At 72.0% G+C, this 22,657-nt stretch carries 18 protein-coding genes; 7 read left to right on the top strand and 11 right to left on the bottom strand.

Annotation, left to right across the window (positions count from 1 at the left end; translation table 11 throughout):
• Positions 1-82 precede the first annotated feature (82 nt).
• The 4 genes from KN815_RS04100 to KN815_RS04085 form a co-directional block, all read right to left on the bottom strand.
• Positions 83-676, bottom strand: a complete 594-nt coding sequence (locus KN815_RS04100) for a TetR/AcrR family transcriptional regulator (RefSeq protein WP_253208742.1) — start codon at positions 674-676, stop codon at positions 83-85.
• A gap of 40 nt (positions 677-716) precedes the next feature.
• The gene (locus tag KN815_RS04095) at positions 717-2,360 is read right to left on the bottom strand and encodes a class I adenylate-forming enzyme family protein (protein ID WP_216340249.1); all 1,644 of its coding nucleotides are present in this window, start codon (positions 2,358-2,360) and stop codon (positions 717-719) included.
• A 69-nt stretch (positions 2,361-2,429) separates the two neighbouring features.
• Positions 2,430-3,209, bottom strand: coding sequence for an SDR family oxidoreductase (locus KN815_RS04090; protein ID WP_216340247.1), 780 nt, complete (start codon positions 3,207-3,209; stop codon positions 2,430-2,432).
• A gap of 113 nt (positions 3,210-3,322) precedes the next feature.
• Positions 3,323-4,363, bottom strand: a complete 1,041-nt coding sequence (locus KN815_RS04085) for a LysR family transcriptional regulator (RefSeq protein WP_216340246.1) — start codon at positions 4,361-4,363, stop codon at positions 3,323-3,325.
• 300 nt (positions 4,364-4,663) lie between these two features.
• Between KN815_RS04085 and KN815_RS04080 the strand changes: the two genes are divergently transcribed.
• Entirely contained in the window at positions 4,664-5,992 is a 1,329-nt protein-coding gene (locus tag KN815_RS04080) for a lipase family protein (RefSeq protein WP_216340244.1), read from the top strand.
• 44 nt (positions 5,993-6,036) lie between these two features.
• Here the strand turns inward: KN815_RS04080 and KN815_RS04075 are convergent, their stop codons facing one another.
• Positions 6,037-8,877, bottom strand: coding sequence for a penicillin acylase family protein (locus KN815_RS04075; protein ID WP_216340242.1), 2,841 nt, complete (start codon positions 8,875-8,877; stop codon positions 6,037-6,039).
• A 201-nt stretch (positions 8,878-9,078) separates the two neighbouring features.
• Here KN815_RS04075 and KN815_RS04070 point away from each other — a divergent pair, with 201 nt between their 5' ends.
• Complete coding sequence (locus tag KN815_RS04070) at positions 9,079-9,690, top strand: hypothetical protein (protein WP_216340240.1); 612 nt, start codon at positions 9,079-9,081, stop codon at positions 9,688-9,690.
• A gap of 238 nt (positions 9,691-9,928) precedes the next feature.
• Positions 9,929-10,390: a MaoC family dehydratase gene (locus tag KN815_RS04065; protein WP_216340238.1), complete on the top strand. Its 462-nt coding sequence runs from the start codon at positions 9,929-9,931 to the stop codon at positions 10,388-10,390.
• A 34-nt stretch (positions 10,391-10,424) separates the two neighbouring features.
• Here KN815_RS04065 and KN815_RS04060 read toward each other — a convergent pair whose 3' ends face one another.
• Both KN815_RS04060 and KN815_RS04055 read right to left on the bottom strand, forming a co-directional pair.
• A complete protein-coding gene (locus KN815_RS04060) occupies positions 10,425-11,066 on the bottom strand; it encodes a TetR/AcrR family transcriptional regulator (protein ID WP_216340237.1) in 642 nt (213 codons plus the stop codon).
• Between the two features lie 131 nt (positions 11,067-11,197).
• Positions 11,198-11,980: an aminotransferase class IV gene (locus KN815_RS04055; RefSeq protein ID WP_216340235.1), complete on the bottom strand. Its 783-nt coding sequence runs from the start codon at positions 11,978-11,980 to the stop codon at positions 11,198-11,200.
• Positions 11,981-12,088: 108 nt separating this feature from the next.
• On the opposite strand from KN815_RS04055, the gene KN815_RS04050 reads away from it, so the two are divergent.
• Entirely contained in the window at positions 12,089-12,604 is a 516-nt protein-coding gene (locus KN815_RS04050) for a DUF402 domain-containing protein (RefSeq protein ID WP_216340233.1), read from the top strand.
• 17 nt (positions 12,605-12,621) lie between these two features.
• On the opposite strand, the gene KN815_RS04045 is transcribed toward KN815_RS04050, so the two are convergent.
• The 4 genes from KN815_RS04045 to KN815_RS04030 form a co-directional block, all read right to left on the bottom strand.
• Entirely contained in the window at positions 12,622-13,905 is a 1,284-nt protein-coding gene (locus KN815_RS04045; RefSeq protein ID WP_216340230.1) for an MFS transporter, read from the bottom strand.
• Between the two features lie 3 nt (positions 13,906-13,908).
• Positions 13,909-15,363, bottom strand: a complete 1,455-nt coding sequence (locus tag KN815_RS04040; protein ID WP_216340228.1) for a CitMHS family transporter — start codon at positions 15,361-15,363, stop codon at positions 13,909-13,911.
• Positions 15,364-15,485: 122 nt separating this feature from the next.
• Positions 15,486-17,714, bottom strand: a complete 2,229-nt coding sequence (locus tag KN815_RS04035; protein ID WP_216340226.1) for a molybdopterin oxidoreductase family protein — start codon at positions 17,712-17,714, stop codon at positions 15,486-15,488.
• Positions 17,715-17,895: 181 nt separating this feature from the next.
• Complete coding sequence (locus tag KN815_RS04030; protein ID WP_216340224.1) at positions 17,896-18,600, bottom strand: TetR/AcrR family transcriptional regulator; 705 nt, start codon at positions 18,598-18,600, stop codon at positions 17,896-17,898.
• Between the two features lie 74 nt (positions 18,601-18,674).
• Here KN815_RS04030 and hmgA point away from each other — a divergent pair, with 74 nt between their 5' ends.
• The 3 genes from hmgA to KN815_RS04015 all read left to right on the top strand — a co-directional run bounded on the left by hmgA (position 18,675) and on the right by KN815_RS04015 (position 22,511).
• Positions 18,675-20,024, top strand: a complete 1,350-nt coding sequence (gene hmgA, locus KN815_RS04025) for a homogentisate 1,2-dioxygenase (protein WP_216340262.1) — start codon at positions 18,675-18,677, stop codon at positions 20,022-20,024.
• An 85-nt stretch (positions 20,025-20,109) separates the two neighbouring features.
• On the top strand, positions 20,110-20,859 hold the full coding sequence (locus tag KN815_RS04020) for a GntR family transcriptional regulator (RefSeq protein WP_216340222.1): 750 nt from the start codon (positions 20,110-20,112) through the stop codon (positions 20,857-20,859).
• A 443-nt stretch (positions 20,860-21,302) separates the two neighbouring features.
• Positions 21,303-22,511, top strand: a complete 1,209-nt coding sequence (locus tag KN815_RS04015) for a type ISP restriction/modification enzyme (RefSeq protein WP_216340221.1) — start codon at positions 21,303-21,305, stop codon at positions 22,509-22,511.
• Positions 22,512-22,657 lie beyond the last annotated feature (146 nt).

Raw genomic sequence — 22,657 nt, 5'->3', positions numbered from 1 at the left:
TCAACCGGGGCTCCGCCCCGGACCCCGGTCCTCAATCGCCGGACGGGCTGGAAAATCCAGCCCGTCCGGCGATTGAGGACATCTATGGCCGCAGCGCGCGCAGCAGCAGGTCGGCCAGGTGGTCGGCGACCTCCTGGGGGCCCAGTGGGCCGCCGGGCCGGTACCAGGTGCCCAGGTGGTGGACGGAGCCGAAGTGGTAGTCCACCACCAGATCGGCCGGGGTCCGGGAGCTGAAGACCCCGGTCCGCTGCCCCTCCTCGATCAGCGCGCGGAACCGCTCGTGGTAGCGGCGCCGCTCGGCGCGCACCTGCTTGTGCTTCTCCGGGCTCAGTTGGTGCATCGACCGGAAGAAGATCGTGGCGTCGTCGAGGTTCTCGATGGTGGTCACCACGACATCGGCCGCCGCGTCCCGCAGCCGCCGCTCCACCGGCGCGTCGGCGTCCGCGAACGCGTCCAGGCGCTCCTGCTGGAGCCGGAGCACCCGGCCGTAGATCTCATGGAGCAGATCGTCCTTGGAGCCGAAGTAGTGGTAGAGAGCGCCCTTGGTGACGCCCGCCGCTTCGACGATCTCCTGTACGGACGTCCGGTCGTATCCCCGCTCCGCGAACAGGCGGGTGGCAGCCGCCAGCAGCCGCTGTGGCACCGGCTGTCCGTCACCGTCCGTCGTTCTGGCCATCGTCGCCACCCGTTCTCTTCTGCCCTTCTGACTTTCTCTTTCATCCTCGCAGTTCCCGCCGGAGGATCTTGCCACTCGTCGTCTTGGGCAACTCGGGCAGGATCTCCACCTCGCGCGGGTACTTGTACGCGGCGAGCCGCTCCGCACAGTACGCGGACAGCTCGTCCGGTGTGGCCTCGGCCTCCGGTCGGAGGCTCACATACGCCTTGACCGTCTCGCCGCGGTACGCGTCGGGTTTGCCGACGACCGCCGCCTCCCGCACGGCGGGGTGAGTGTAGAGCACGTCCTCGACCTCGCGCGGCCACACCTTGAACCCCGAGGCGTTGATCATGTCCTTCTTGCGGTCGACCACGTACAGCCAGCCGCCCGCGTCCATGAAGCCGATGTCGCCGGTGCGCAGTTCCCCGTCGGGGAGGGCGGCCGCGGTGGCCTCCGGGCGCCGCCAGTAGCCGGGCACCACCATCGGGCCGCGGACGACGATCTCGCCCTGTTCGCCGAACGGCACGTCCTGTCCGGCGTCGTCCACGATGCGTACGAGCGTGTCGGCGCCGGGGACGCCGACGGCGAGGGTGCCGGAGACCGGGTCGACGGGCGCGCGGACGCCGGGCGGGACGCTGGCGCAGGGGGCGGTGCACTCGGTGAGCCCGTAGCCGTTGTGCAGATACGGGCCGAGGGCCGACTGGAACCGCTCGACCAGCGCGGGCGGCAGCGGGGCGCCACCGGAGGAGATGATCCGGAAGGACGAGAAGTGGTCGCGGGTGGCCTGGGGGTGGGCCATCAGCGCCATGAAGGCGGTGGAGGGGCCCACGGTGTAGGCGGGGCGGTGCTCGGCGAAGGCGTCGAGGACGACACCGGTCTCGAAGCGGTGGGCCAGGGCCAGGGTGCCCGCTCCGGACATGCACGCGCAGAGCTGGCAGACCATGCCGGTGATGTGGAACAGCGGGGCCAGCGCGAAGAGCGTCGAACCTTCGGGCAGCTCATGGAGGTGGTGCTGCCGGTCGGCGTTGTAGGAGATGTTGCCGTGGGTGTTGGTGGCCCCCTTGGGGGTGCCGCTGGTCCCGGAGGTGTAGCTGATCAGCGCGATGTCCTCGGCGCGCGGTGCGGGGACGGACGGCGGGCGGGCTCCGGCGCGGGCGGCCGTAAGAAGGTCCTCGGTGTCCTCCGGGACCGGGAGGGGCGCATCGCGCAGCACCCGCGCGTCGTCGCGGGTCTGGAGCTCACGGGCGTCGGCGGTGAACGCGATGCGCACCGGGGAGGCGGCGGCCGTCTCGCGTATGTAGTCCTCCCAGGCGTGGCGGGAGCAGACCAGGGCGCTCACCTCGGCGTCGCCGAGGATGTGCGCCAGTTCGGCGCCCTTGTACATGGGGTTGACCGGGACGACCGTACCGCCCGCCTTCCACGCACCCAGCAGCGCGATCACGAAGTGCGGGGTGTTCTGGAGCATGATCGCCATCCGGTCGCCGGGCCCGAAGCCACGCTCGGCGAGATGGCCGGCTATGCCGTCGGAGAGCTCGTCGACCTCCCGGTAGGTCAGCCGTCCGTCGAAGTAGACGAGCGCTGGATGGCCGGGGGCGGTGCGCACGGCGTCCCGGAACGCGTGCAGCGGGCTCGGCCGTGGGGTGATCGTCCGGCGCTGCGCCTCGGTGAGCTGGGCGAGCCATGGCTGGTCCTGGTACGTGGTCATGGATGCGGCCCTGTCTGGACGGGGGTGAGGGTGGTGGTGCGGAGAGTACGGGAGCGGCGGGCCCTCGGGTCAGCCCGAGCCGGATGCCGCCTCGAGAGCCTCGAACTTGCGCTGAAGCTTGTTGATACCGCCCAGCCAGCGGTCGGTGTCACCGGCGCGGGCCGCGTAGTGGCGGGCCACCTCGGGGTGCGGAAGGATCAGGAAGCGCTCCTCCTCGATGCCCGCGAGGACGGCGTCGGCGACCTGCTCGGGCTCGATCGCGGTGGGCGCCAGCACCAGGTCCCCGGCGGCCCCGGTGGCGGTCAGCATGTCGGTGCGCACCCCCTGCGGGCACACCGCGTGGACGGCGATGCCGCGGTGGCGGTAGGTGGCCGAGAGCCATTCGGCGAAGGCGAGCGCGGCGTGTTTGGAGACGGCGTACGGCGCCGAGCCGATCATGGTGAGTATCCCGGCGGCGGAGACGGTGGCGACGAAGCGGCCGCTGCCGCGCTCCAGCCACTCGGGCAGCAGCTCCCGGGCGGCCCGCACATGGGCCATCACATTGACGTCCCAGGACTGCTGCCACGCCTCGTCGTCGGCCTCGGGGCCGCCGTCGTGGCCGACGCCCGCGTTGGCGCAGAAGATGTCGATGGCGCCGCCGAGCGCTTCGCGGGCCGCGGGCACGATGCCGGAGGCGTCGCCGGGCACCGCGGTCGCGCCGATCTCCTCGGCGACGGCGGCGGCCTTGGCCGCGTCGAGGTCGTTCACCACGACCTGGGCGCCCTCGGCGGCGAAGCGCCGGGCGAGGGCGGCGCCGATGCCACCCCCCGCCCCGGTGACCACAACACGCGCCCCACGCACGGTACCCACGATTCGCAGCTCCTCGGATCGACTCGGCTCGGCTCCTGCCCGCAGCGCAGACTAACCAGTCGGTATGTGTAAACGGAAGAGGCACACCAGCCTCCCGGCGCGCGGCCGGCGGGTTACCGGCCGGGGCGCTTCTTGCGCATCACCCCGCGCCAGCGGGCGTTCTCCCCGGCGAGCGCGTCCCACAGCACATTGAGCGGATGACCGGCGTCCTGCGCTGCGCGCTCCCCGGCCCGTACGAACACCCCGATCAGCACTTCCAGCTCCGGCCCCACACCGTCGGTCAGCTCCAGGGTGCGCAGCCCGGCACCGGCGCGGATCCGCCCGTCGGCCACCGCGTCGCCGATGCCCTCGGTGACCAGCACACAGCCGCGCAGCACCCCCGAGGAGAGCAGCTCCAGTCCGTACTGCACGGTGTCGATCTCGGCCGCGATATGCAGCTCCTGGCGGTAGCGGGCGCCGAACCAGCCGCGCAGAAAGCCGGGTATGAGGCCGTCGGCCGAGACGGCGAGCGGCAGCCGGGGCAGCTCGCTCACCGGGACCGCGGGCCCGGGCAGCTCCTCGGCGCCCAAGTTGGTGACCAGGGACAGCCCGCTGCGCCGCCACTCCATCACCTCGAAGCCGTCGAGCCGGCTGTCGTGGCCCGCCGTGGTGAGGACGCTGCCGCACACCAGGTCGAGCTGTTTGGCGTCGAGCCGCTCCAGCAGATCCCGGGTGCGCACATGCTCGACCTTGAGCTCGACACCCCGGCGGTCGAATTCCCCGGTGACCAACTCCACGGCATTCAACAGAAAGCCGAGGGTGTAACGGGTGGAGCCGACACAGAGCCGGCTGCCGAGACGGCGGCGGCTGTCGTGCAGCCCCTCCAGCCAGTCCTCCAGGGTGCCGCGGGCGAGTCCGGCTAGGGACTCCCCGGTGGCGGTGAAGAGCACATTCCGGCTGCGTCCCCGTTTGACCACCAGCGGCTCTCCGCACAGTGCGCCGAAGTTCCGGTTCAGGGTGTCCAGTTGTTTCTGCACACTGGACTGCTCCCGCCCGAGCAGCCGGGCGGCGCCCAGCGCGGTGCCCGCCTCATGAACCGCGAGCAACGTTCTGAGCTGGTCCATCGTGGTGTCCAGCAGCGCCGCCGGGTACTGCCATCGATCTTTTAAGGGCATTCCGGCCTTCCGCTCGAAGAGTATTCGGCACCCCAATGACGTTTCCGTTCGCAGCATAGTGCAGCGCCTTCCGGGTCAACTGATCCCGAGAACAGCGGGAATATCCTTCCGATGGATATTCGGGAATTCCCTATCTCCGGATGGCCGCGGAGTCCGGCATTCCAGGTTCCGCCCGCGTCATTCCGGGTAAGTCGAACGGCTGGCCGATTGTCCGACGGCTACCGTATGCGTGACGTATGGTCAGCGGACGGGGCAGTTGGGACGATGCACGCACATCGGGCCATCCAAGGGGGAGCGGCGATGACGGGGATGAGCGTACGGCCGTACTGGGAGCTGAGATTCGACGCCTACGGGGAGGTCGACCTCCGGCAGCGGGACCGGCTGCTGGAACAGGCCGCCCAGTGCGACCTCACGGATCTGGTGGTGTTCGCGCACGGCTGGAACAACACCCGGGCGATGGCCACACGGCTCTATGACCGCTTCTTCGCGCCCTTTCCCGAGCTGCTCGGCGAGGCGGGCCCGGCGCGGCTCGGCTATGTGGGGGTGGTGTGGCCGTCGATGCGGTTCGCGGACGAGTCGCTCGCGGGCTTACCCGCGAAGCCGGCACCCGGCGCGCCACCGGGCCCCGACGCGGACGCCCCGCGCCCGGGGCTCGACGCGGAGACCCACCGGGCGCTGGATGTGGTCTTCCCCGGGCGGCGGCAGATCGTGGCGCGCCTGGCCGAGCTGCTGACCGAGCGGCCCGAACGGCTCGCGGCGCTGGATGAGTTCGGGGTGCTGGTGCGCGGGCTGGTCCGGATCCACGGGGAGTCCGGCGCGGCCGGGGACGCGGCGGACGGCGACGAGGACGGCGTACCCGCGATGTTCGGGCAGGACGTGACGGAGGTCTGCGAGCGGTTCGCGGCCGCGCTCACCGAGGCGCGCGCGAAGGCCGACGCGGAGGACCGCGCCTTTCCCGACAGCGGGCCCGGCGGCCTCTGGGACGGGGCGCACGAACTGCTCCGCCAGGGGACGTACTACGTGATCAAGCGGCGGGCCGCGGCGGTCGGGCGCGAGGGCCTCGGCCCGGCGCTGGGCGCCCTCGCGGCCGTCCGGCCCGCCCCGCGGCTCCATCTGGTGGGCCACAGCTTCGGCGGCCGGCTGGTGTCGTACGCGCTGACCGGGCTGCCGGAGGGCGCCACGGTGGCGTCGGTGACCCTGCTCCAGGGGGCGTTCTCGCACTACGCGTTCGCCGGGCGACTGCCGCACGCCGCCCACCGCGGCGGCGCCCTGCGCTCCGCCGCCCACCGGGTCCGCGGGCCCGTGGTGTCCTGCCATTCGCACCATGACACCGCGCTCGGGCTGCTGTACCCGGAGGCGTCGCGGGCCCCCGGGAACGATGCCTCGCCGCTGCCGGACGACACCCGCTGGGGGGCCATCGGGTACGACGGCTTCCAGGCGGTGGAGGGGTGCCCGCGCCTGGACCTGGCCGAGGCGCTGGAGGGCCCGTTCCCGGCTGAGGGCTGCGTGAGCGTCGATGTCTCGGAGGTCGTACGGCACGGTGTGCCGCCGGCCGGGGCGCACAGCGACATCTGCCATCCGGAGCTGGCCCGGGTGGTGCTGCGCGCGGGCCGCATCGGGGACGTGTAGCGGGGGCGGGGCCTCGCCGGGTGCGAGGCCCCGCCCCGGTGGTCTCAGCGGTGGGCCGGGAACTCCACGACCTGCTGGAAGGTCGGCCGGTTCTGCCAACTGATCTTGTCGTGGGTCAGTCCGCCGACCACCCGGTGGATGATGGCGTCGGCGCACCACTGGTCGCCCGCGGAGCAGTTGTCGTCTCCCGGGTAGACCTGGGCGGCGGTCTTGCCCACGGCCGTCTTCAGGCTGGTCAGCAGCGCGTCACGGCAGGCGCTGAGCTGTCCGCCGCCGCAGTACGGCCGGGCCAGCGGCCCCTTGACGTCCTCGCCGAGGACCGTGCGCAGATCCTTGTCGACATAGGACCACCAGCCGTACTGGAACGAGGACCCGGCGTGCGAGCCGGTGGGGCCGTGTCCGGCCGAGGGCGCCTCGTCGACCGCCAGATTGGCGCGCAGCGCGTCGTAGAGGCCGTCGCCCAGTCCCGATGTGAACTCGGCCTCGACCAGCAGCGGCCACCAGGCGTCCATGATCCGTACCGCGTCGGCGTGCCCGTAGGTGTGCGAGCCCGCGCTGGTCTCATGCCGCTGTGACCCCGCCGACTGCCAGGAGTCCAACTGCTGTGCGGCCGTGGCCAACTGGGGGTCGTCGATGGGCGCCGAGCGCAGCACCTTCAGCAGCTTTGGCAGTACGTCCTCGCCGCGCAGATCGGTGACGGCTGCCTCGGCCATCGCCCGGGTGAGCGCGGAGCGGGTGACACCGCCCTTGCGGACCAGGGCGCGCACCCGGTCGTCGAGGAGGTTGCCGCGGTGCACCGAGCCATTGCCGAAACCGGCCACGCTGTAGTCCTTGGCCAGCTTGTTGTTCCAGCTTATGTAGTAGTCCTGGTCGATGGACTGAGGGTGTTCGGCGGGCGGAGTGGCGGCGGCGGTGTTGTCCTTGGGATCGAAGTCCCGCCACTCGTAGGCGGCTTCGCCCTTGACCGGCAGCGAGGGGTCGACGTCGGCGGCGCGCACCGGGTTGAGCCCGCTGTTGTAGTAGCCGGTCTGCCGGGAGTCGGCGTAGAACCAGTTGAAGGTGTAGTTGATGTTCTGCGCCGCGCTCTGGAAGGACTTGGCGTCCTTCACATAGCCCGGGTCGTTGAGCATCTGGAAGCCGATGATGGAGTCGGCCTCATGGCGGTAGGTGGAGCGCAGCATGGTGTAGGCCACCGGTTTGCCGTCCACGGTCGCGCGATGGGTCACCAGTCCGTACTTGGTGCGGTAGACCTGCATCCGGTACGAGCCGGCGGCGGTGGAGTCGGCGAGGGTGGGTTTCCAGGCGTTGCGCCGCTCCAGTTTGTCCATCGGCACGCAGTCGCCGTGGTAGCGGTAGTACGTGGAGTCCTTGGCCGGGGTGGAGCCGTCCGGGGAGCACAGCTCGACCGCGTAGGTGTCGGTGATGTCCTGGCCGGAGGTGGTGGCGCTCCAGGCGTAGTCCTGGCCCCGGCCGAGCTGGATGTACATCCCGACCCCCGCGAAGGAGGCGCCGCGGGCACTGATCCCCGGGCCCTGGATCTCCTGGAGCATCAGCAGTTGCGGGGCGAAGTAGCCGGTCTGCGGGCCGAAGACGGCCACCGGGTGGCCGCTCGCGGTGTACTTGCCGGAGACCACGAGCGCGTTGGACATGCCCTTCTTGCGGCTGAACAGATCGCGGGGCAGCACCCCGTCGTCGTAGATGCCGCGCAGGGGCTCCAGCGATGCCTTCGGGGCCTTGACCTTGGTGCGGGCCGTGGCACCCGACCTGGTGGCGCCGCCCTCGCGGTCGTAGACGAGCTGTTCGGGGGTGACCGACCCGGCGTCGGGCAGTGCGCCGCCCTTGGGCGTGGCGGGCTTCCCGGCGTACGGGAAGCTGCCGTCGCGTACGGTCAGCGCCGCCTCCGGGTCGTTGCGCTCGCGGAAGGACTCCCACACCTTCGCGCCCTCGGTCAGGCCGTACTTCTGCTGGGCGGCGAGCAGCGAGAGCGCGCCCTCGACCTCGCCGCCTCCGCCGTTGCCGAAGAGCGCGCCGACGACGGAGGCGAGGGCGATCAGGTCGGTGAGCTTGAAGGGCTGGATCTCACCGGCGTTGGTGATCGCGTCGATATGGCCGGTGAGCACGTACTCACCGGGGAAGTAGCGGCCGTCCTTGGCCTTCTTGGCGTAGGCGTTGATGCCGTCGATATACGCCTGGGCGTCGGCCAGGGCCTGGCGGCCGCGCTCTCCGCCGTGGGCGAGGATGGAAGCGACCTGCGCCTGGTAGTCGTCCTCGGTGTACGGCGCCTGGCGGAAGAAGTCCTGTTCCAGGCCCTGGTTGGCGGGTGCGCCGCCGGCGAAGGAGGTCAGCTCGCCGCGGCCCACATGGCGGAAGAGGTCCATCAGCCACAGCCGGTCCTGGGCGGCGGCGTATCCGGCGCCGAACTCGGTGCCCTCGCGGGTGGTGCCCTGGATATGGGGGACGCCGGTCTTCTTGTCCCGGGTGATCGTGACGTCGTCGCGCGGCTTGGTCACGGAGGCGACCTGGTCGGCGGGGACTCCGAAGGAGGAGTCGTTGAAGAAGTTCGTCAGCTTGTCGTCGGTGAGGGTGGGGTAGCCGCTCGCCAGGTCGCCGTACGGGCCGAGCTGGTCGGCGCTGTGCTCGGGGTGGGTGCCGAGCACCCGGTTGGCGAGGATGTCGGCGAGGGTGGCGTTGCCGGTCGCGCCCGGCGGGAGGATGTCGGAGCACTGGCCCCGGCAGTAGTCGGTGGCCGCCGCGGCCGGCTCGGCTCTGGCCGGCTGTGGTGCCGGGGCCGCGAGGGCGATGCCGAGGCCCAGCGCGGCGGCCGCGGCGAGCACGGTACTGGTGAACGTGCGGGTCCTGGTGGGCCTGGGGGTTCGTCGTCGCATGTGCGCTCCTCCCGATTGCCGTCGCGAGGGAGGTTACCGGCGGTATTACCGACCCGGAAGATGAGTGGACGTCAACTTCGTGACGCGGGAGGCCCAATGAGGACTGCCGGAGAAAGTCCGGGGAATTCGATGGATCCGGATCGCACTGCGTTACGTCCATTCGACAACGAGTCGGGTCCGCACTCGCGGAGGTGGTATGAAGTGGCCGGTTTCAGAGCACTGGCACGAGAAGTTCGCAATCCACGCAGACACATCACTGCTCGGCGCACATCGCTGCGCAAATGCCTTGAACGGTTCGCGCCGTACGGGCACCGGGCGACCTGGCACCATCTGTGCACCAGCTCCGGGATCCCCCCGGAGGACCGCAGGCCGGACCCCCTACGACTGCTCACCGCATTGGACGAGCTCGAGGAGGCCCGCACGCTGTGGCTCGCGTACGAGGCGGACTTCGCCGCCCGGCGCAGGCAGGAGAAGCTTCTCGGCATCCGGCAGCCGAGCACCGTCGACGACTGGCATCTGAACACCTGGGGCGGATGCGACATCATTCCCTGCGAGAGCCCCTCGACCCATCCCGGCGACCGCCTCGCGGACGTACTGCGACGGCTGATCGCCGCGATGGAGTCGGGACCGGGGTCGGCCTGCCCCGTATGCGCACAACGGGGCCTGGTCTGGCGCGAGGACCTGGACCGCTATCCATCGGCCGGGCCGGTCTGCGCGGACTGCGGCATCGTGGTGCCGCTGCCGCTGCTGACCACCGAGGCCCTGGCGGCGTCCCGGGGCACGGTCCGGCTGGGCCGCTACGCCACCGTATGACGCGCCACCATATGGCGCCCGGCCGCCCCTGGCCGGGAGCGCGCTCGCCGCGGTCACCGCACCGGGTGGCCGGCGAGCGCGCGAAGACCCCCTGACGAGGAACCGGCGAACGCTGACGTCCGCCGGTGGCCGCGTCGGCGCGAAGCCCGCGTACGGGGGCGCGGCGCGCGTTGACAGGATCCCGGTCGGCCAACCATGCTGAGCAGTCGCTTAGTGAGTGGTTGCCCGGGAGGCACGCATGGCAGAGCCCAGGATCTTCACCTCGCCCGATGAACTGCGGTCCGCGGTCGGCGAGGAACTCGGCCCCAGTGACTGGCTGGAGATCGACCAGAAGCGCATCGATCTGTTCGCCGACGCGACCGGCGACCACCAGTGGATCCATGTGGACCCGGAGAAGGCCGCGGCCGGTCCGTTCGGCACCACGATCGCGCACGGCTATCTGACGCTGTCCCTGCTGCCGTCGTTCACCCCGCAACTGCTGCGGGTCGAGGGCGTGCGGATGGGCATCAACTACGGCGTGAACAAGGTCCGCTTCCCCTCCCCCGTCCCGGTCGGCTCCCGGCTGCGCGCCACCGGCCGGATCGTGGAGGTGGCCGAGGTCAAGGACGGGCTCCAGATGACGCTGGCGGTCACCCTCGAGCGGGAGGGCGGGACCAAGCCGGTGTGCGTGGCGGAGTGCGTCGTGCGCTACTACGCCTGACGGCTACGACAACTGACGGCTACGACGCTGACGGCTACGGCACCTGACGAGGGCCGTCGGCCCCCACCATGCGCAGCACCAGCCCCGCGTAGAGGTCGCCGACCTCGTCGGGGGTGCTGCGCCCGGCGGCGTTGAACCAGCGGGCGACGTCGATGCACAGGGACAGCACCGCGACCGTGGTGCCGCGGACATCCGGGACGTCGAAGGCGCCCGCCTTCACCCCGTCCTCGATGATCGAGCGCACCGCCCCGTCCGTGGCCTTGCGGACGGCGATGACCTCGGCGTGGTGCTCCTCGGCGAGCGCGCCCAGCTCGTACTGCACCACCCGCGCGGTCATATGGTGCTCGGCGTGCCAGCGGACGAAGGCGCGGACCGCCCGGGCCAGCCGCTCGGCGGGGGTGCCCGCGCTGTCCCGGGCCCGCTCCACGATCTCCAGGGCCCGCTCATGGCCGACCTTGCTGATCTGGTAGAGCAGCTCTTCCTTGGTCTTGTAGTGGATATAGAGGGCGGCCGGGCTCATTCCGGCGCGGCCGGCGATGTCCCGGGTGGTGGTGGCGTGGTAGCCGCGCTCCGCGAAGGCGTGCACGGCGGCGCCCACCAGCCGCCGGGCGGCGTCGGGGGTGATGTCGCCCCAGGGCTCGATCCCGCCCCCGCTGTTCTTCGGCTCCGCGTCCATGGCGGACACCCTACACGGAGAGTGAGCAAGCGCTTAGGCCCGTCCGGCGGATCTTCGCGCCGGTGACATCGGCGGCCACCGACGGCGAGCGGGCGCCGACCACGGCGGCGGACCCGCTCCTGCCGTGGGCCTCACAGCGGTTCGGCGGCGGTGGCCGCGTACTCCTCGCGCAGCACGTCCAGGACCGGATGGCCGGGGTCGAACTCCACCCCGTCGATCGACCGGATCGCCCGCACCCCCACCCCCGCGTTGAGGGCGAAGGCCGCCTCCAGCCCGCCGAACCGGTCACGGCCGATCGGCTCGGTGTGCTGCGGTCCGGCGTGGCCGCGGCGGAGCAGTTCCTGGGTGACGCCGGGCAGGCACCCGGCCTCCGGCCACAGCAGGCGGTGGCCGTCGAAGAACCCCACGTTCCAGGTCGCGCCCTCGGACACCGCGCCCCGCTCGTCCGTCAGCAGCACATCGTCATAGCCGTCGAGCTGGGCGAGGCGGCGCAGCCGCAACAGCCCGAACAGCCCGACGTGTTTGACCTCCGGCAGATCGCGGCGGTGCGGTGCGGTGCGCACGCTCAGCGGTGGCGGGGAAGGGGCGGCGGCCGGGCGGGTGGTGACCAGGATCCGCGGCCGGGCCTCGGCCCCGGGCCGCTCCAGCCCGAGGTCGGGGTCGTACACCGTGACCCGGACGGTGAGCGGCCCGGTGGCCTCCGCGACGGCACGCCGGGCCAGTTCGCGGATCCGGTCCCGGTCCGGTGCGGTGCCGAAGAGCACCCCGCTGTCCCGTACCAGCCGGTCCAGATGGAGCGACAGCCCCCGCACCCGGCCGTCCGCCACCCGCATGGTGGTGAAGTGGCCGTAGTTGATCATGGCCAGCGCGGTCAGCTCGCGGATTCCCGCCGGTTCCCCGTCCAGCTCTGTCATGAGGCCAGTCTGTCAGCCGGGCCGCCACGCCCCTCCCGCCACCGCCTGGGACACGGTCCTCCCGCCACCGCCTGGGACACGCCCCCCGCTACCGCTTAGGATCGGCTCATGGCCGATCTCGTATCCGTGAACTACACCAAGTACGACGGCACTTTGCACTGGAACCTGCGGATGCGCAGGCTGGGCGAGGACGACCACGGCATCTGGCTGGGGCTGCCCGGCGGGACGGTCACACGCAAGGGATACGGCCCGATGGTGCCGCTCGAATGCGCGCATGTGATCCTCTTCCCGCGCGAGGCGTGGTGGACCGCGACCTTCAACGCCCCGCCCCGGGACACCGAGATCTACTGCGATATCGCCACGCCGCCGCGGTGGGTCTCCTCCCACGAGGTCACGATGGTGGACCTGGACCTCGATGTCATCCGCAAGCGGGACGGCAGGACCCTGCTGGACGACGAGGACGAGTTCGCCGAGCACCAGGTGCGGTACGGCTATCCGGCGGACGTCATCGCGGAGGCCAAGGCGGCGAGTCGGTGGCTGATGGACGCGGTCGGCGGGCGCGCCGAGCCGTTCGGGGACGCCTGTGAGCGGTGGCTGGGCATGGTCGACGGCGAGCGCCACTGAGGCGGCTCACCGCCGTCTCACCGGGGCGGGTGCCCCGCTCCCCGCGAGGCCGAAGTGCCTTCCGTGCGCCGCTTCCTGGGCGCGGGCCGGGTCTCGCCGGGATCCGCGGCCGGGCGCCCGCGCAGCGGCCGGACGGCTATGCCCGCCGATATCAGGAGCAGCCCGCCCAGCATGACGAAGGGGGCGGCCGTGCCCGCGAGCCCCGCGAGCACACCGGCGGAGGCGGGGGCTGCGACCTGGCCCAGCCGGTTGCCGGTCAGCCGCAGCGCGAGGGCCGTGCTGCGCGCCCCCTCCGGGGCGGCCTGGACGACGGTCGTCATCGACAGCGGCTGTCCGACGCCGAGGCAGAAGCCGAGCCCGGCCAGCAGCAGCCCGAGCGCCCAGGCGGGCACCGGCAGGGCGATGCCCGCGCACAGCAGCGCGGCGCCCAGACAGCTCACTGCCATCAGCACGGTGCGGCCCATCAGCCGGATCATCGGGGTCATGGCGAGCCGGCAGGCCACGGTGGCGGCGGCGCGCAGGCTGAGCAGCACCCCGACGACCGCGGGCGAGATACCGCGCTGTTCGCCGACGACCGGCAGATAGGCGGTGAGGATGTCGGTGGCGGAGAGCACGGCGAGGCTGATGAACATGCCGGAGGCGACCCCGCGGGTGGTCAGGATGGACCGTACGGAGACCTTCCGGGCCGGGGCCTCCTTGGCGGGCGCCGCCGCCGTACGGTCCGGGCGGCGCTCGATGCGCCACAGCGAGGTGCAGGAGAACGCCGCGAGGGCGGCGGCGACGAACAGCGCGACGGCGCTGGTGCGGGCCATCGCCCCGTCCTGTTCGGAGACCACCAGACCGGCCGCGATGGGCCCGATGAGCTGGCCGAGCGAGGCGCCGATGGTGAAGTGGCCGAAGTTGCGGTCCTGTTCGTCGGGGGCGCTCTGGCGGGCCACGATGGACTGGGCGCCGATGACGAACGACAGATGGCCGAGCCCCATCACCCCGCTCCACGCGGCCATCGCGGGCAGCGATCCGGCCGTGCCGCTGAACGCGCAGCCGGTGGCGATGAGGGCGACCCCGATGGGCAGCAGCGGGGCGCACCGGCCGTGGTCGGTGCGCCGCCCCAGCGGTACGGCGGCGAACAGCGGCAGCAGGGCGTAGATACCGGCGATCACACCGACCGCGCGGGCGTCGGCACCGAGCGCGAGGGCCCGGTAGGAGACGGCGGGCCGCGCCATGCTCACCGCCCCCTGGGTGAACGAGAAGGCGATGACCAGGCGCAGCAACCAGCCCCTACCGGGCTCTGGACTCTTCACGGATCAGATGATGCCGAAGAGAACACCGGCGGCCAGCACCACCAGGGAGGTGAGCACCGCCCATTTCACGGTGAACCGGGTGTGGTCGCCGAATTCGACCTTGGCCATGCCGACGAGCACATAGACCGCGGGGACCAGCGGGCTGGACATGTGCAGGGCCTGTCCGACCAGCGAGGCGCGGGCGATCTCCAGCGTGGAGACCCCGTGCGCGGCCCCGGCCTCGGCGAGGATCGGCACGATGCCGAAGTAGAAGCCGTCGTTGGACATGAAGTAGGTGAGCGGGATGGACAGCACACCGGTGACGATGCCCATCTGCGGGCCCATGCCCTCGGGGACTCCGTCGACCAGCCAGCGGGCCATGTGCTCGACCATGCCGGTGCCGGTGAGGACGCCGGTGAAGACGGCCGCGGCGAAGACCATTCCGGAGACGTTGACGACGTTCTCGGCGTGTGCGGCGACCCGGGCCTTCTGGTCGTTCATATGCGGGAAGTTGACGGTGAGCGCGATGGCCGCGGCGAGCAGGAAGAGGACCGGTATCGGCATGGTCTCCGTCACCATCAGGGCGAGGAGAGCGATGGTCAGGGCGGCGTTGAACCAGTAGAGCTTGGGGCGCAGGGTGGCGCGGTTCGGGTCGAGGCCCTTGAACTCGTCGTCGTCCGCGCCGGAGGCGTCCGAGCTGCCGGAGCCGCTCGGGGACGGGGCCTTCGCGTCGGTGCCGGAGCCCGCGCCGCCGCCGGTCAGCGCGGCCCTGCCGCCCTTGCCGCCCTTGGCCCCCTTGCCGCCGGAGCCCGCGCCGACCAGCACCTGCTCGGGATCGCCCGCGGTGACCTCGTCCAGCGTCAGCACGCCCAGGCGCTTGCGCTCCCGCAGACCGAGGCCGTAGGAGAGGGCGATCACGAAGAGCAGACCGGCCGCGAGGGCCGGGATCATCGGCACGAAGATGTCGCTGGCGTCGACCTTGAGCGCGGCGGCGGCGCGGGCGGTGGGGCCGCCCCAGGGCAGCGTGTTCATCACGCCGTTGGCCATGGCCGCGACACCGGTCATCACCACCAGGCTCATCTTCAGCCGCCGGTAGAGCGGCACCATCGCCGACACGGTGATCATGAAGGTGGTGGAGCCGTCGCCGTCGAGCGAGACGATCGCCGCGAGGATCGCGGTGCCGACCACCACCCGCATCGGGTCGGCCTTGCAGAACCGCAGGATGATCCGGACTATCGGATCGAAGAGGCCGACGTCGATCATCACCCCGAAGTAGATGATGGCGAACATCAGCATGGCGGCCGTGGGTGCCAGATCGCCGACGCCCTTGAGGACATAGTCCCCGAGGTGCGCCCCCTTCCCGACAAGCACACAGAACAGCGCGGGGATGAGCACCAGGGCGCCCATCGGGGACATCTTCTTCATCATGATCAGGACAAGGAATGTCGCGATCATGACGAAGCCGAGAATGGTCAGCATGGTTTGGCTACCTCACGTTCGCCTTTGAACTCCCCCAGAATTGGCGGTCGAGGCGACGTTAGGTGCGGCAACTTTCCGTTAACAAGGTCTTGACGCGCGAGCAATAAGCGCAAAACCCCAGGTCAGTGCTGTAGCGAGGGCGAAACGTGCACCGGGTGGCCATTGAGCACCGCCGTACCCGAGAGCGGATCCAGCCGTGAGCCGTCGAAGAGCTGGTTGACATTGACCCCCGGGCCGGCCCCGGCCACGGACAGCCGGACGCCGGTACGGGCGTGGCCCCAGCCGTGCGGCAGGCTCACCACTCCGGCCCGTACCGTGTCCGTCACCTCGACCGGCACCTCCAGCTCCCCGCCGTCGCCCTTGACCCGGGCCAGGCCGCCGTCGGCCAGACCGAGCCGGACGGCGTCCTCGGGGTGCATCTGGAGCGTGCAGCGGTTGGTGCCGCCCATCAGGGCCGGGACGTTGTGCATCCAACTGTTGTTGGAACGCAGATGGCGGCGGCCGACCAGCAGCAGCCCCGAGGGCCGGTCGGCCGACGACCGGCGCAGCCGCTCCACATCGGCGGCCAGCGGCTCCGGGCACAGCTCGACCGTGCCGCTACGGGTCTTCAGCAGCCCGGGGACGCGCGGGCGCAGCGGGCCGAGGTCGATGCCGTGCGGATGGGCGAGCAGCTTCTCCAGGCTCAGCCCGTCGGGGTCGGCGCCGAACCCGTCGCCGTACGGGCCCAGCCGCAGCATCATGTCCAGCCGGCGCTCGGGGCCGTCCACACCGGTCAGCCGCGCGGCCAGGTCGGCGGGCTCGCGTCCGTACACCGGGGACGCCGGGTCGGCGACCTCCTTGCCGAGGGTGCCCTCGATCGCCATCGCGTCCACCACCGCCGGATCGTCGCCACCGTGCCCGCTCGCGCACAGCACCAGCCGCGCCAGGATGGCGCTCTCGCTCAGCCGGTCCGCCTCCAGCGGGATCACCGGGCGGGTGTAGCGGACCTGGTTCCGCACGGCCAGGCTGTTGAAGGCGTAGTCGAAGTGGGGGCTGCGGCTGGGCGGCGGCGGGGGCAGCACCACATGGGCGTGGCGCGAGGTCTCGTTGAGATACGGATCGACGCTGACCATGAAGTCGAGCCCGGCCAGCGCCCGGTCGAGGCGGTCGCCGTCCGGTGCGGAGAGCACGGGGTTGGCCGCGAGCGCCAGCACCGCCCGTATCCGCCCCTCGCCCGGAGTCTCGATCTCCTCGGCGAGCGCGACGGCCGGCAGTTCACCCTTGGCCTCGGGATATCCGCTGACCCGACTGTGCCAGCGGCCGAGCGCGAAACCCTTCCCGGGCCGCGCCGGGCGCTCCCGCCGGCCCGTGGCGGCGAGCGGGAACATCATGCCGCCGGGCCGGTCGAGCTGTCCGATGAGCGCGTTGACCACATCGACCAGCCAGCTCGTGAGGGTGCCGAACTCGACGGTGGTGGAGCCGATCCGCCCGTACACCACGCCCTTGGGCGCGGCGGCCAGTTCACGGGCGAGGGTGCGGATCTCCTCGGCGGGCACCTCGCACGCCTCGGCCACCGCCTCCGGCGGGAAGTCCTGGGCCAGCCGCCGCACCTCCGCCAGCCCGCTGAGATGCTCGGCGAGCGGGCCCGGGGCCACCAGGTCCTCGGCGAACAGCACCTGCACCATGGCGAAGAGCAGCAGGGCGTCGGTGCCGGGCCGGATCGCCACATGGCGGTCGGCCAGCTTGGCGGTCCGGGTGCGCCGGGGGTCGACCACCACCAGCCGCCCGCCGCGCAGCCGCAGCGCCCGCAGCCGCCCGGGGAAGTCGGGGGCGGTGCACAGACTGCCGTTCGAGTCCAGCGGGTTGGCGCCGAGCATCAGCAGATGGTCCGTACGGTCCAGATCGGGCACCGGAATGGCGTTGGCGTCGCCGTACAGCAGCCCGCTGGAGACATGCTTGGGCATCTGGTCCAGGGTGCTGGCGCTGAAGACGTTACGGGTGCGCAGCGCGCCGAGCAGCAGTTGCGGATAGAGCCCTCCGGCCACGGTGTGCACATTGGGATTGCCGAGCACCACCCCCACGGACTGCGGTCCGTGCTCGCCCAGCAGCGGGGCCAGCCCCTCCCGTACGGCGGCGAACGCCTCGTCCCAACTGGCCTCCTCAAGACGCCCGGCGCGGCGTACGAGGGGGCGCCGCAACCGGTCGGGGTCGGCGTCGAGCTCGCCGATCGCGGCGCCCTTGGGGCAGATGAAGCCGCGGCTGAAGACGTCCTCGCGATCGCCGCGCGCCCCGGTCACCCTCCCCTCGTCGATGGTGAGGGTCAGCCCGCAGGTGGCCTCGCAGAGCGGGCAGATACGCAGGGCAGTGCTCATCGGTCTCTCCCAGGGACGGCGGCGAGGCCGCGATGACGCGCCGGACCCGGTCACCATACCGACTGGTAGGCATGTCGGGGAGGTGTCGACGGGAAGTGCTCCGAGGAGCGGGTCCCTGTGGACGGGAAGTGCCGATGGGCGGGAAGTACCGATGGGCGGGAAGCCCCTATGAAGCCCCGGGTCAGTCCAGGACCCGGGCCAGATAGGCGCGCAGCAGCTCCTTCGTCTCCGCCACGATCGCCGGATCGCCCTCCGGGTCCACCCGGAACGCCAGCCGCAGCAGCGCGTCCGCCGTCTCGACCGCGACCAGGAAGGCCACCCGCAGCCGCTCGTCGGCCGCCTCGTCCCCGCCGTTGTCACCGGTCCCGCCGGGGCCGCCGCTCGCGAGCCGGTCGGTGAGCAGCATCCGCAGCCGGTCGGCGACCAGATGGTTGGGCCGCTGCGGCCGCGCGGTGGCCGGGACCGGATTCCCGAACTCGATGAGCGCGAACCCGGGCGCCCCGCGCTTCATCGCCAGATACTCGTCGACGACGACGTCCATCGCCTCCCGCCAGCCGCCGCCCCCGTCCGGCCCGGACCCCGGCCCGCTGTCCGGCCCGGAATCCGAGGCGGCCAGCCGCCGGGTGATCCGCGCCGCGTACTCGTCCAGATTGCGGTGGGCCAGCGCCTCGGCCATCGCCCGCTTGTTGGAGAAGAAGCGGTAGACCGAGCCGATGGGGACATTGGCGCGCTCGGCGACGGCCCGGGTGCTCAGCTCTTCGTAGCTGATCTCGTCGAGCAGCTCGGCACAGGCGTCGAGGATCCGGCCGAGGCGCTCGGTGCTGCGGCGCTGGACCGGCTGACGGCGGAGGGGCGGTATGGGCACGCCCCCATCCTGCCCGATCATTGACTCACCCGGGTTTCGATTCCTATCGTATGACAGAGGAATCCAGCGGTGCGGCGGAGCGGTGGGAGCGCGCGATGGGCGATGGCACGGGCATCGAGCAGGGGATCGAGCAGGCGCGGAAAACGGCCGAAGGGCTGGAGTACGCCTCCGGTTTCGGCAACGAACACAGCAGCGAGGCCGTGCCCGGCGCACTGCCCATCGGCCACAACTCCCCCCAGCGCGCACCACTCGGGCTCTACGCGGAGCAGCTCAGCGGCACCGCCTTCACCGAGCCGCGCGCCACCAACCGGCGCTCCTGGCTGTACCGCATCCGGCCGTCCGCCGCGCATCCGCCGTTCACCCGGATCGCGGGCGGCGCGCTGCGCGGCGCGCCGTTCACCGAGGCCGTGCCCGACCCGAACCGGCTGCGCTGGGATCCGCTGCCGGAGCCGCCGGAGGGCACCGACTTCCTCAGCGGGCTGTGGACGCTGGGCGGCAACGGCGACGCCACCCAGCGCGCGGGAATGGCCATCCACCTCTACGCCGCCAACGCGCCCATGACCGACCGGGTGTTCAGCGACGCTGACGGCGAGCTGCTGATCGTCCCCGAGCGGGGCGGGCTGCTGCTGCGCACCGAGTTCGGCCTGCTGCGTGCCGAGCCGGGGCATGTGGCGCTGATCCCGCGCGGGGTGCGGTTCCGGGTGGAGCCGCTGGAGCCGTCCGTGCGCGGCTATGTGTGCGAGAACTACGGCCGCCCCTTCACCCTGCCCGAGCTCGGCCCGATCGGCGCCAACGGGCTGGCGAACCCCCGCGACTTCCTCGCCCCGGTCGCCGCGTACGAGGACGTGGAGCGCCCGGTGGAGGTGGTCAACAAGTTCTGCGGCAATCTGTGGGCCGCCCGTTACGACCACTCGCCGCTGGATGTGGTCGCCTGGCACGGCAACCATGTGCCGTACGTGTACGACCTGCGCCGGTTCAATGTGCTCGGCACCATCAGCTACGACCACCCGGACCCGTCCATCTTCACGGTGCTCACCTCGCCCTCCGACACCCCCGGGCTCGCGGGCGTGGACTTCGTGGTCTTCGCCCCGCGCTGGCTGGTCGGGGAGGACACCTTCCGGCCGCCGTACTTCCACCGCAATGTGATGAGCGAGTACATGGGGCTGATCGAGGGCGCGTACGACGCGAAGACCGGCGGCACGGGGGGCTTCGTACCGGGCGGTGGCTCGCTGCACAACATGATGTCCGCGCACGGCCCGGACCATGAGACCTTCGAACGGGCGAGCGCGGCCGAGCTGGCGCCGCACCGGCTGGACGACGGGCTGGCCTTCATGTTCGAGACCCGCTGGCCGGTCACGGCCACCCGGCAGGCGCTGGAGGCGGACCATCTCCAGGGGCGCTATGACGACGTATGGCAGGGTCTGGAACGCCATTTCCGCCCCTGACCGCCGCCGTTGACGCCGTTGACGCCTATGACGCCGTTGGACGGTGCCCGTGCGGCCGCTGCCGTGACTCTTGACCGGAGACCGCGTGACCACCTTCGCCCCCGACTCCCTCGCCCTCAACCGCAAGCTGCCGCTCTGGTACCAGGTCTCGCAGTCGCTGCGGGCCTCGATACTCGGGCGGGCCCCGCACGATCCGCTCCGGCTGCCGACCGAGGACCGGCTCGCCGAGCACTACGGGGTCAGCGTGCTCACCATGCGGCAGGCGCTCAAGGAGCTGGAGACCGAGGGGCTCATCAGCCGCCACCGCCGCCGCGGCACCTTCATCGAGCCGAGCGCGCGGCGCGCCGCGCCGGTGCGGCTGCTGGGGTCGGTGGACGCGATCGTGGCCCAGCAGTCGGGTGAGCGGACCACGGTGCTGGAACATGGCCCGGCGCCGGTGCCGGCGGAGCTGGCGGAGTACTTCCCCGGCCTGGACGAGACCACCGCCTACCGGCGGCTGCGCCGCGACGGCCACAGCGGCGAGCCCACCAACTGGGCGGAGAACCTGGTCCACCCCGAACTGGCCGACCGCATCGACCTCGCGGACCTCGCCCGGTGGCCGATGACGAAGGTGCTGCGGGACGCGGTGGGGGTACGGATCAGCCGCATCACGGACACGGTGGAGGCCCGCCTGGCCGACCCCGAAACCTCCCGCCTGCTGCATGTCCCACTGCTCAGCCCGATCCTGCACTACACGGGCGTGACCTATGACGAAAGCGGCCGCGTGGTCGACGTGGCCCGCATCCACTACCGGGGCGACCGCTTCTCCTTCTCGGTCACGGTCGAGGCCGACTAAGCGCTCCGCTGGGAGTGTCGCGATGCGTCGTCGGCCGACTGCGGCACCGCCGTGGCTGGTCCCACGCGGCGGAGCCGAAACCAGCCCCTCCGGCGATTGAGGAGCGGGGTCCAGGGGCAGAGCCCCGGCGGGGTCCGGGGCCGGGCCCCGGTTGTGGGAAGGGGCGGGGAGGGGAAAAATCCGCCGGACACCCGGTACCGGCCCGCACCGCCCCAGGTGCCGTGACCGCCCGTGCCCGCGCCCCCCCCCCCCCCCCCCCCGGGGTCCGGGGCCGGGCCCCGGGTGTGGGAAGGGGCGGGGAGGGGAAAAATCCGCCGGACACCCGGTACCGGCCCGCACCGCCCCAGGTGCCGTGACCGCCCGTGCCCGCGCCCACCCCGCCCGCCCCCGGATGCGCCGTCCCGGCAGGCGGACCCCTGAAGCACCGGGCCGGGATCGATAGCATGCCGACCGTGGGAGAACGTGAGGCACCGCCGCTACGGGATCTGATGCCCTGGGCCGTAGGACCGCTACGGCTCGGGCGGGCATGGGTCATGGCACCGGACGCCACCTCGCTCCAAGCCCGATGGGAACGGCTGACGGGGGCCGAGGACGAGCCCGCGCGGGCCGCCCTGTTCCGGCCGACCCGCGCCCGCACGCTGCACAGCTCCGTACCCCAGTTGCCCGGCCAGCCCACCTCCACCGCCCGCCTGGCCCGCGAGGACGGCCCGTGCCCCGAACCGGTGCGGATCGCACACGGCCCCTTCGACCAGCTCTGGCTGATACCGGATCACCGCCTGCTCGACGCCGCCCGCCCCGAGCTGTGGCGAGTGGCGGACGACCGCCAGATCCATGTCATCGAGGCCGCCGGACCGGACCCGGACCCGGTGCTCGGCTTCTCCGCGCTGCTGCCGGACGGCCACTCCCCCGCGGGCCGCCCCGGCCGTATCCGTCCGCTCTACCGCCGCCCCGGCGGCCAGGAGCCCAATCTCGCTCCGGGGCTGCTGGACCACCTCACCACGCGGCTCGGCCGCCCGGTGACCGCCGAGGACTTCCTGGCGTGGACGGCGGCCACGGCGCGCGGAGCCCCATGCGCCGTACCTCTGACCGCCGACCCCGAGGCGTGGGAGTCGGGCGTGGAGCTGGGCCGCCGTGCGCTGTGGCTCCATACGCGCGGGGCGCACAGTGGTGAACGCCCGCGTATGCCAGGTGGCCAGCGCCCCTACGTTCGTGCCGCGCTTGCGTCGAGCGGGCTGCCGGACTCCCTGGACTACGACCCGGACGAGGCGGCCCTGCTGCTGGGCGCGGGCCGTATCTCGCCGGTGCCACGGGCGGCATGGGAGTTCCAGGCGGGCGGGGTGCGGGTGCTGGAGACGTGGTTCGAGCAGCGCACCGCCGCGCGGGAGCCGGGCACGCTGGAGGCGATCGGCCCGGCGGGCTGGCCGCCCGCGTGGACCTCGGAGCTGCTGGAGCTGATCACCGTGCTGGCGCTGCTCGCCGAGCTGCGCCCGGAGCTACGGGCCCTCACCGACCGGCTGGCGGACGGCGCGCTGATCGACGCGGCGGAGCTGCGGGCGGCGGGGGTGCTGCCGGTGCCCGGAGCGGCCCGGCGCCCGGCGTCCGTACTGGACCACCAAGAGGAGGGCCCGGAGGGCCAGTTCGCCCTCCTCTGAGCCCACTGAGCCCACTGAGTCCGCCGAGCCCACTGAGTCCGCTGAGCCCGCACATACGAAAGGCGCGCCCGTCTCCGGACGCGCCTCCCACTGTCCATGGCCGTACGGCCGGCCTGGCCTCTCGTCGGCATCCCACGGCAACATCG

The organism is Streptomyces niphimycinicus (assembly GCF_018883605.1).
Lineage (GTDB): Bacteria > Actinomycetota > Actinomycetes > Streptomycetales > Streptomycetaceae > Streptomyces > Streptomyces niphimycinicus.
This window is presented reverse-complemented; position numbering and strand designations above follow the sequence as displayed.

Coding starts and splice junctions, on each gene's coding strand:
- KN815_RS04100 (WP_253208742.1), bottom strand. CDS start 676: ATGGCCAGAACGACGGACGGTGACGGACAGCCGGTGCCACAGCGGCTG.
- KN815_RS04095 (WP_216340249.1), bottom strand. CDS start 2,360: ATGACCACGTACCAGGACCAGCCATGGCTCGCCCAGCTCACCGAGGCG.
- KN815_RS04085 (WP_216340246.1), bottom strand. CDS start 4,363: ATGCCCTTAAAAGATCGATGGCAGTACCCGGCGGCGCTGCTGGACACC.
- KN815_RS04080 (WP_216340244.1), top strand. CDS start 4,664: ATGACGGGGATGAGCGTACGGCCGTACTGGGAGCTGAGATTCGACGCC.
- KN815_RS04075 (WP_216340242.1), bottom strand. CDS start 8,877: ATGCGACGACGAACCCCCAGGCCCACCAGGACCCGCACGTTCACCAGT.
- KN815_RS04065 (WP_216340238.1), top strand. CDS start 9,929: ATGGCAGAGCCCAGGATCTTCACCTCGCCCGATGAACTGCGGTCCGCG.
- KN815_RS04060 (WP_216340237.1), bottom strand. CDS start 11,066: ATGGACGCGGAGCCGAAGAACAGCGGGGGCGGGATCGAGCCCTGGGGC.
- KN815_RS04055 (WP_216340235.1), bottom strand. CDS start 11,980: ATGACAGAGCTGGACGGGGAACCGGCGGGAATCCGCGAGCTGACCGCG.
- KN815_RS04050 (WP_216340233.1), top strand. CDS start 12,089: ATGGCCGATCTCGTATCCGTGAACTACACCAAGTACGACGGCACTTTG.
- KN815_RS04040 (WP_216340228.1), bottom strand. CDS start 15,363: ATGCTGACCATTCTCGGCTTCGTCATGATCGCGACATTCCTTGTCCTG.
- KN815_RS04035 (WP_216340226.1), bottom strand. CDS start 17,714: ATGAGCACTGCCCTGCGTATCTGCCCGCTCTGCGAGGCCACCTGCGGG.
- KN815_RS04030 (WP_216340224.1), bottom strand. CDS start 18,600: ATGATCGGGCAGGATGGGGGCGTGCCCATACCGCCCCTCCGCCGTCAG.
- hmgA (WP_216340262.1), top strand. CDS start 18,675: ATGGGCGATGGCACGGGCATCGAGCAGGGGATCGAGCAGGCGCGGAAA.
- KN815_RS04015 (WP_216340221.1), top strand. CDS start 21,303: ATGCCGACCGTGGGAGAACGTGAGGCACCGCCGCTACGGGATCTGATG.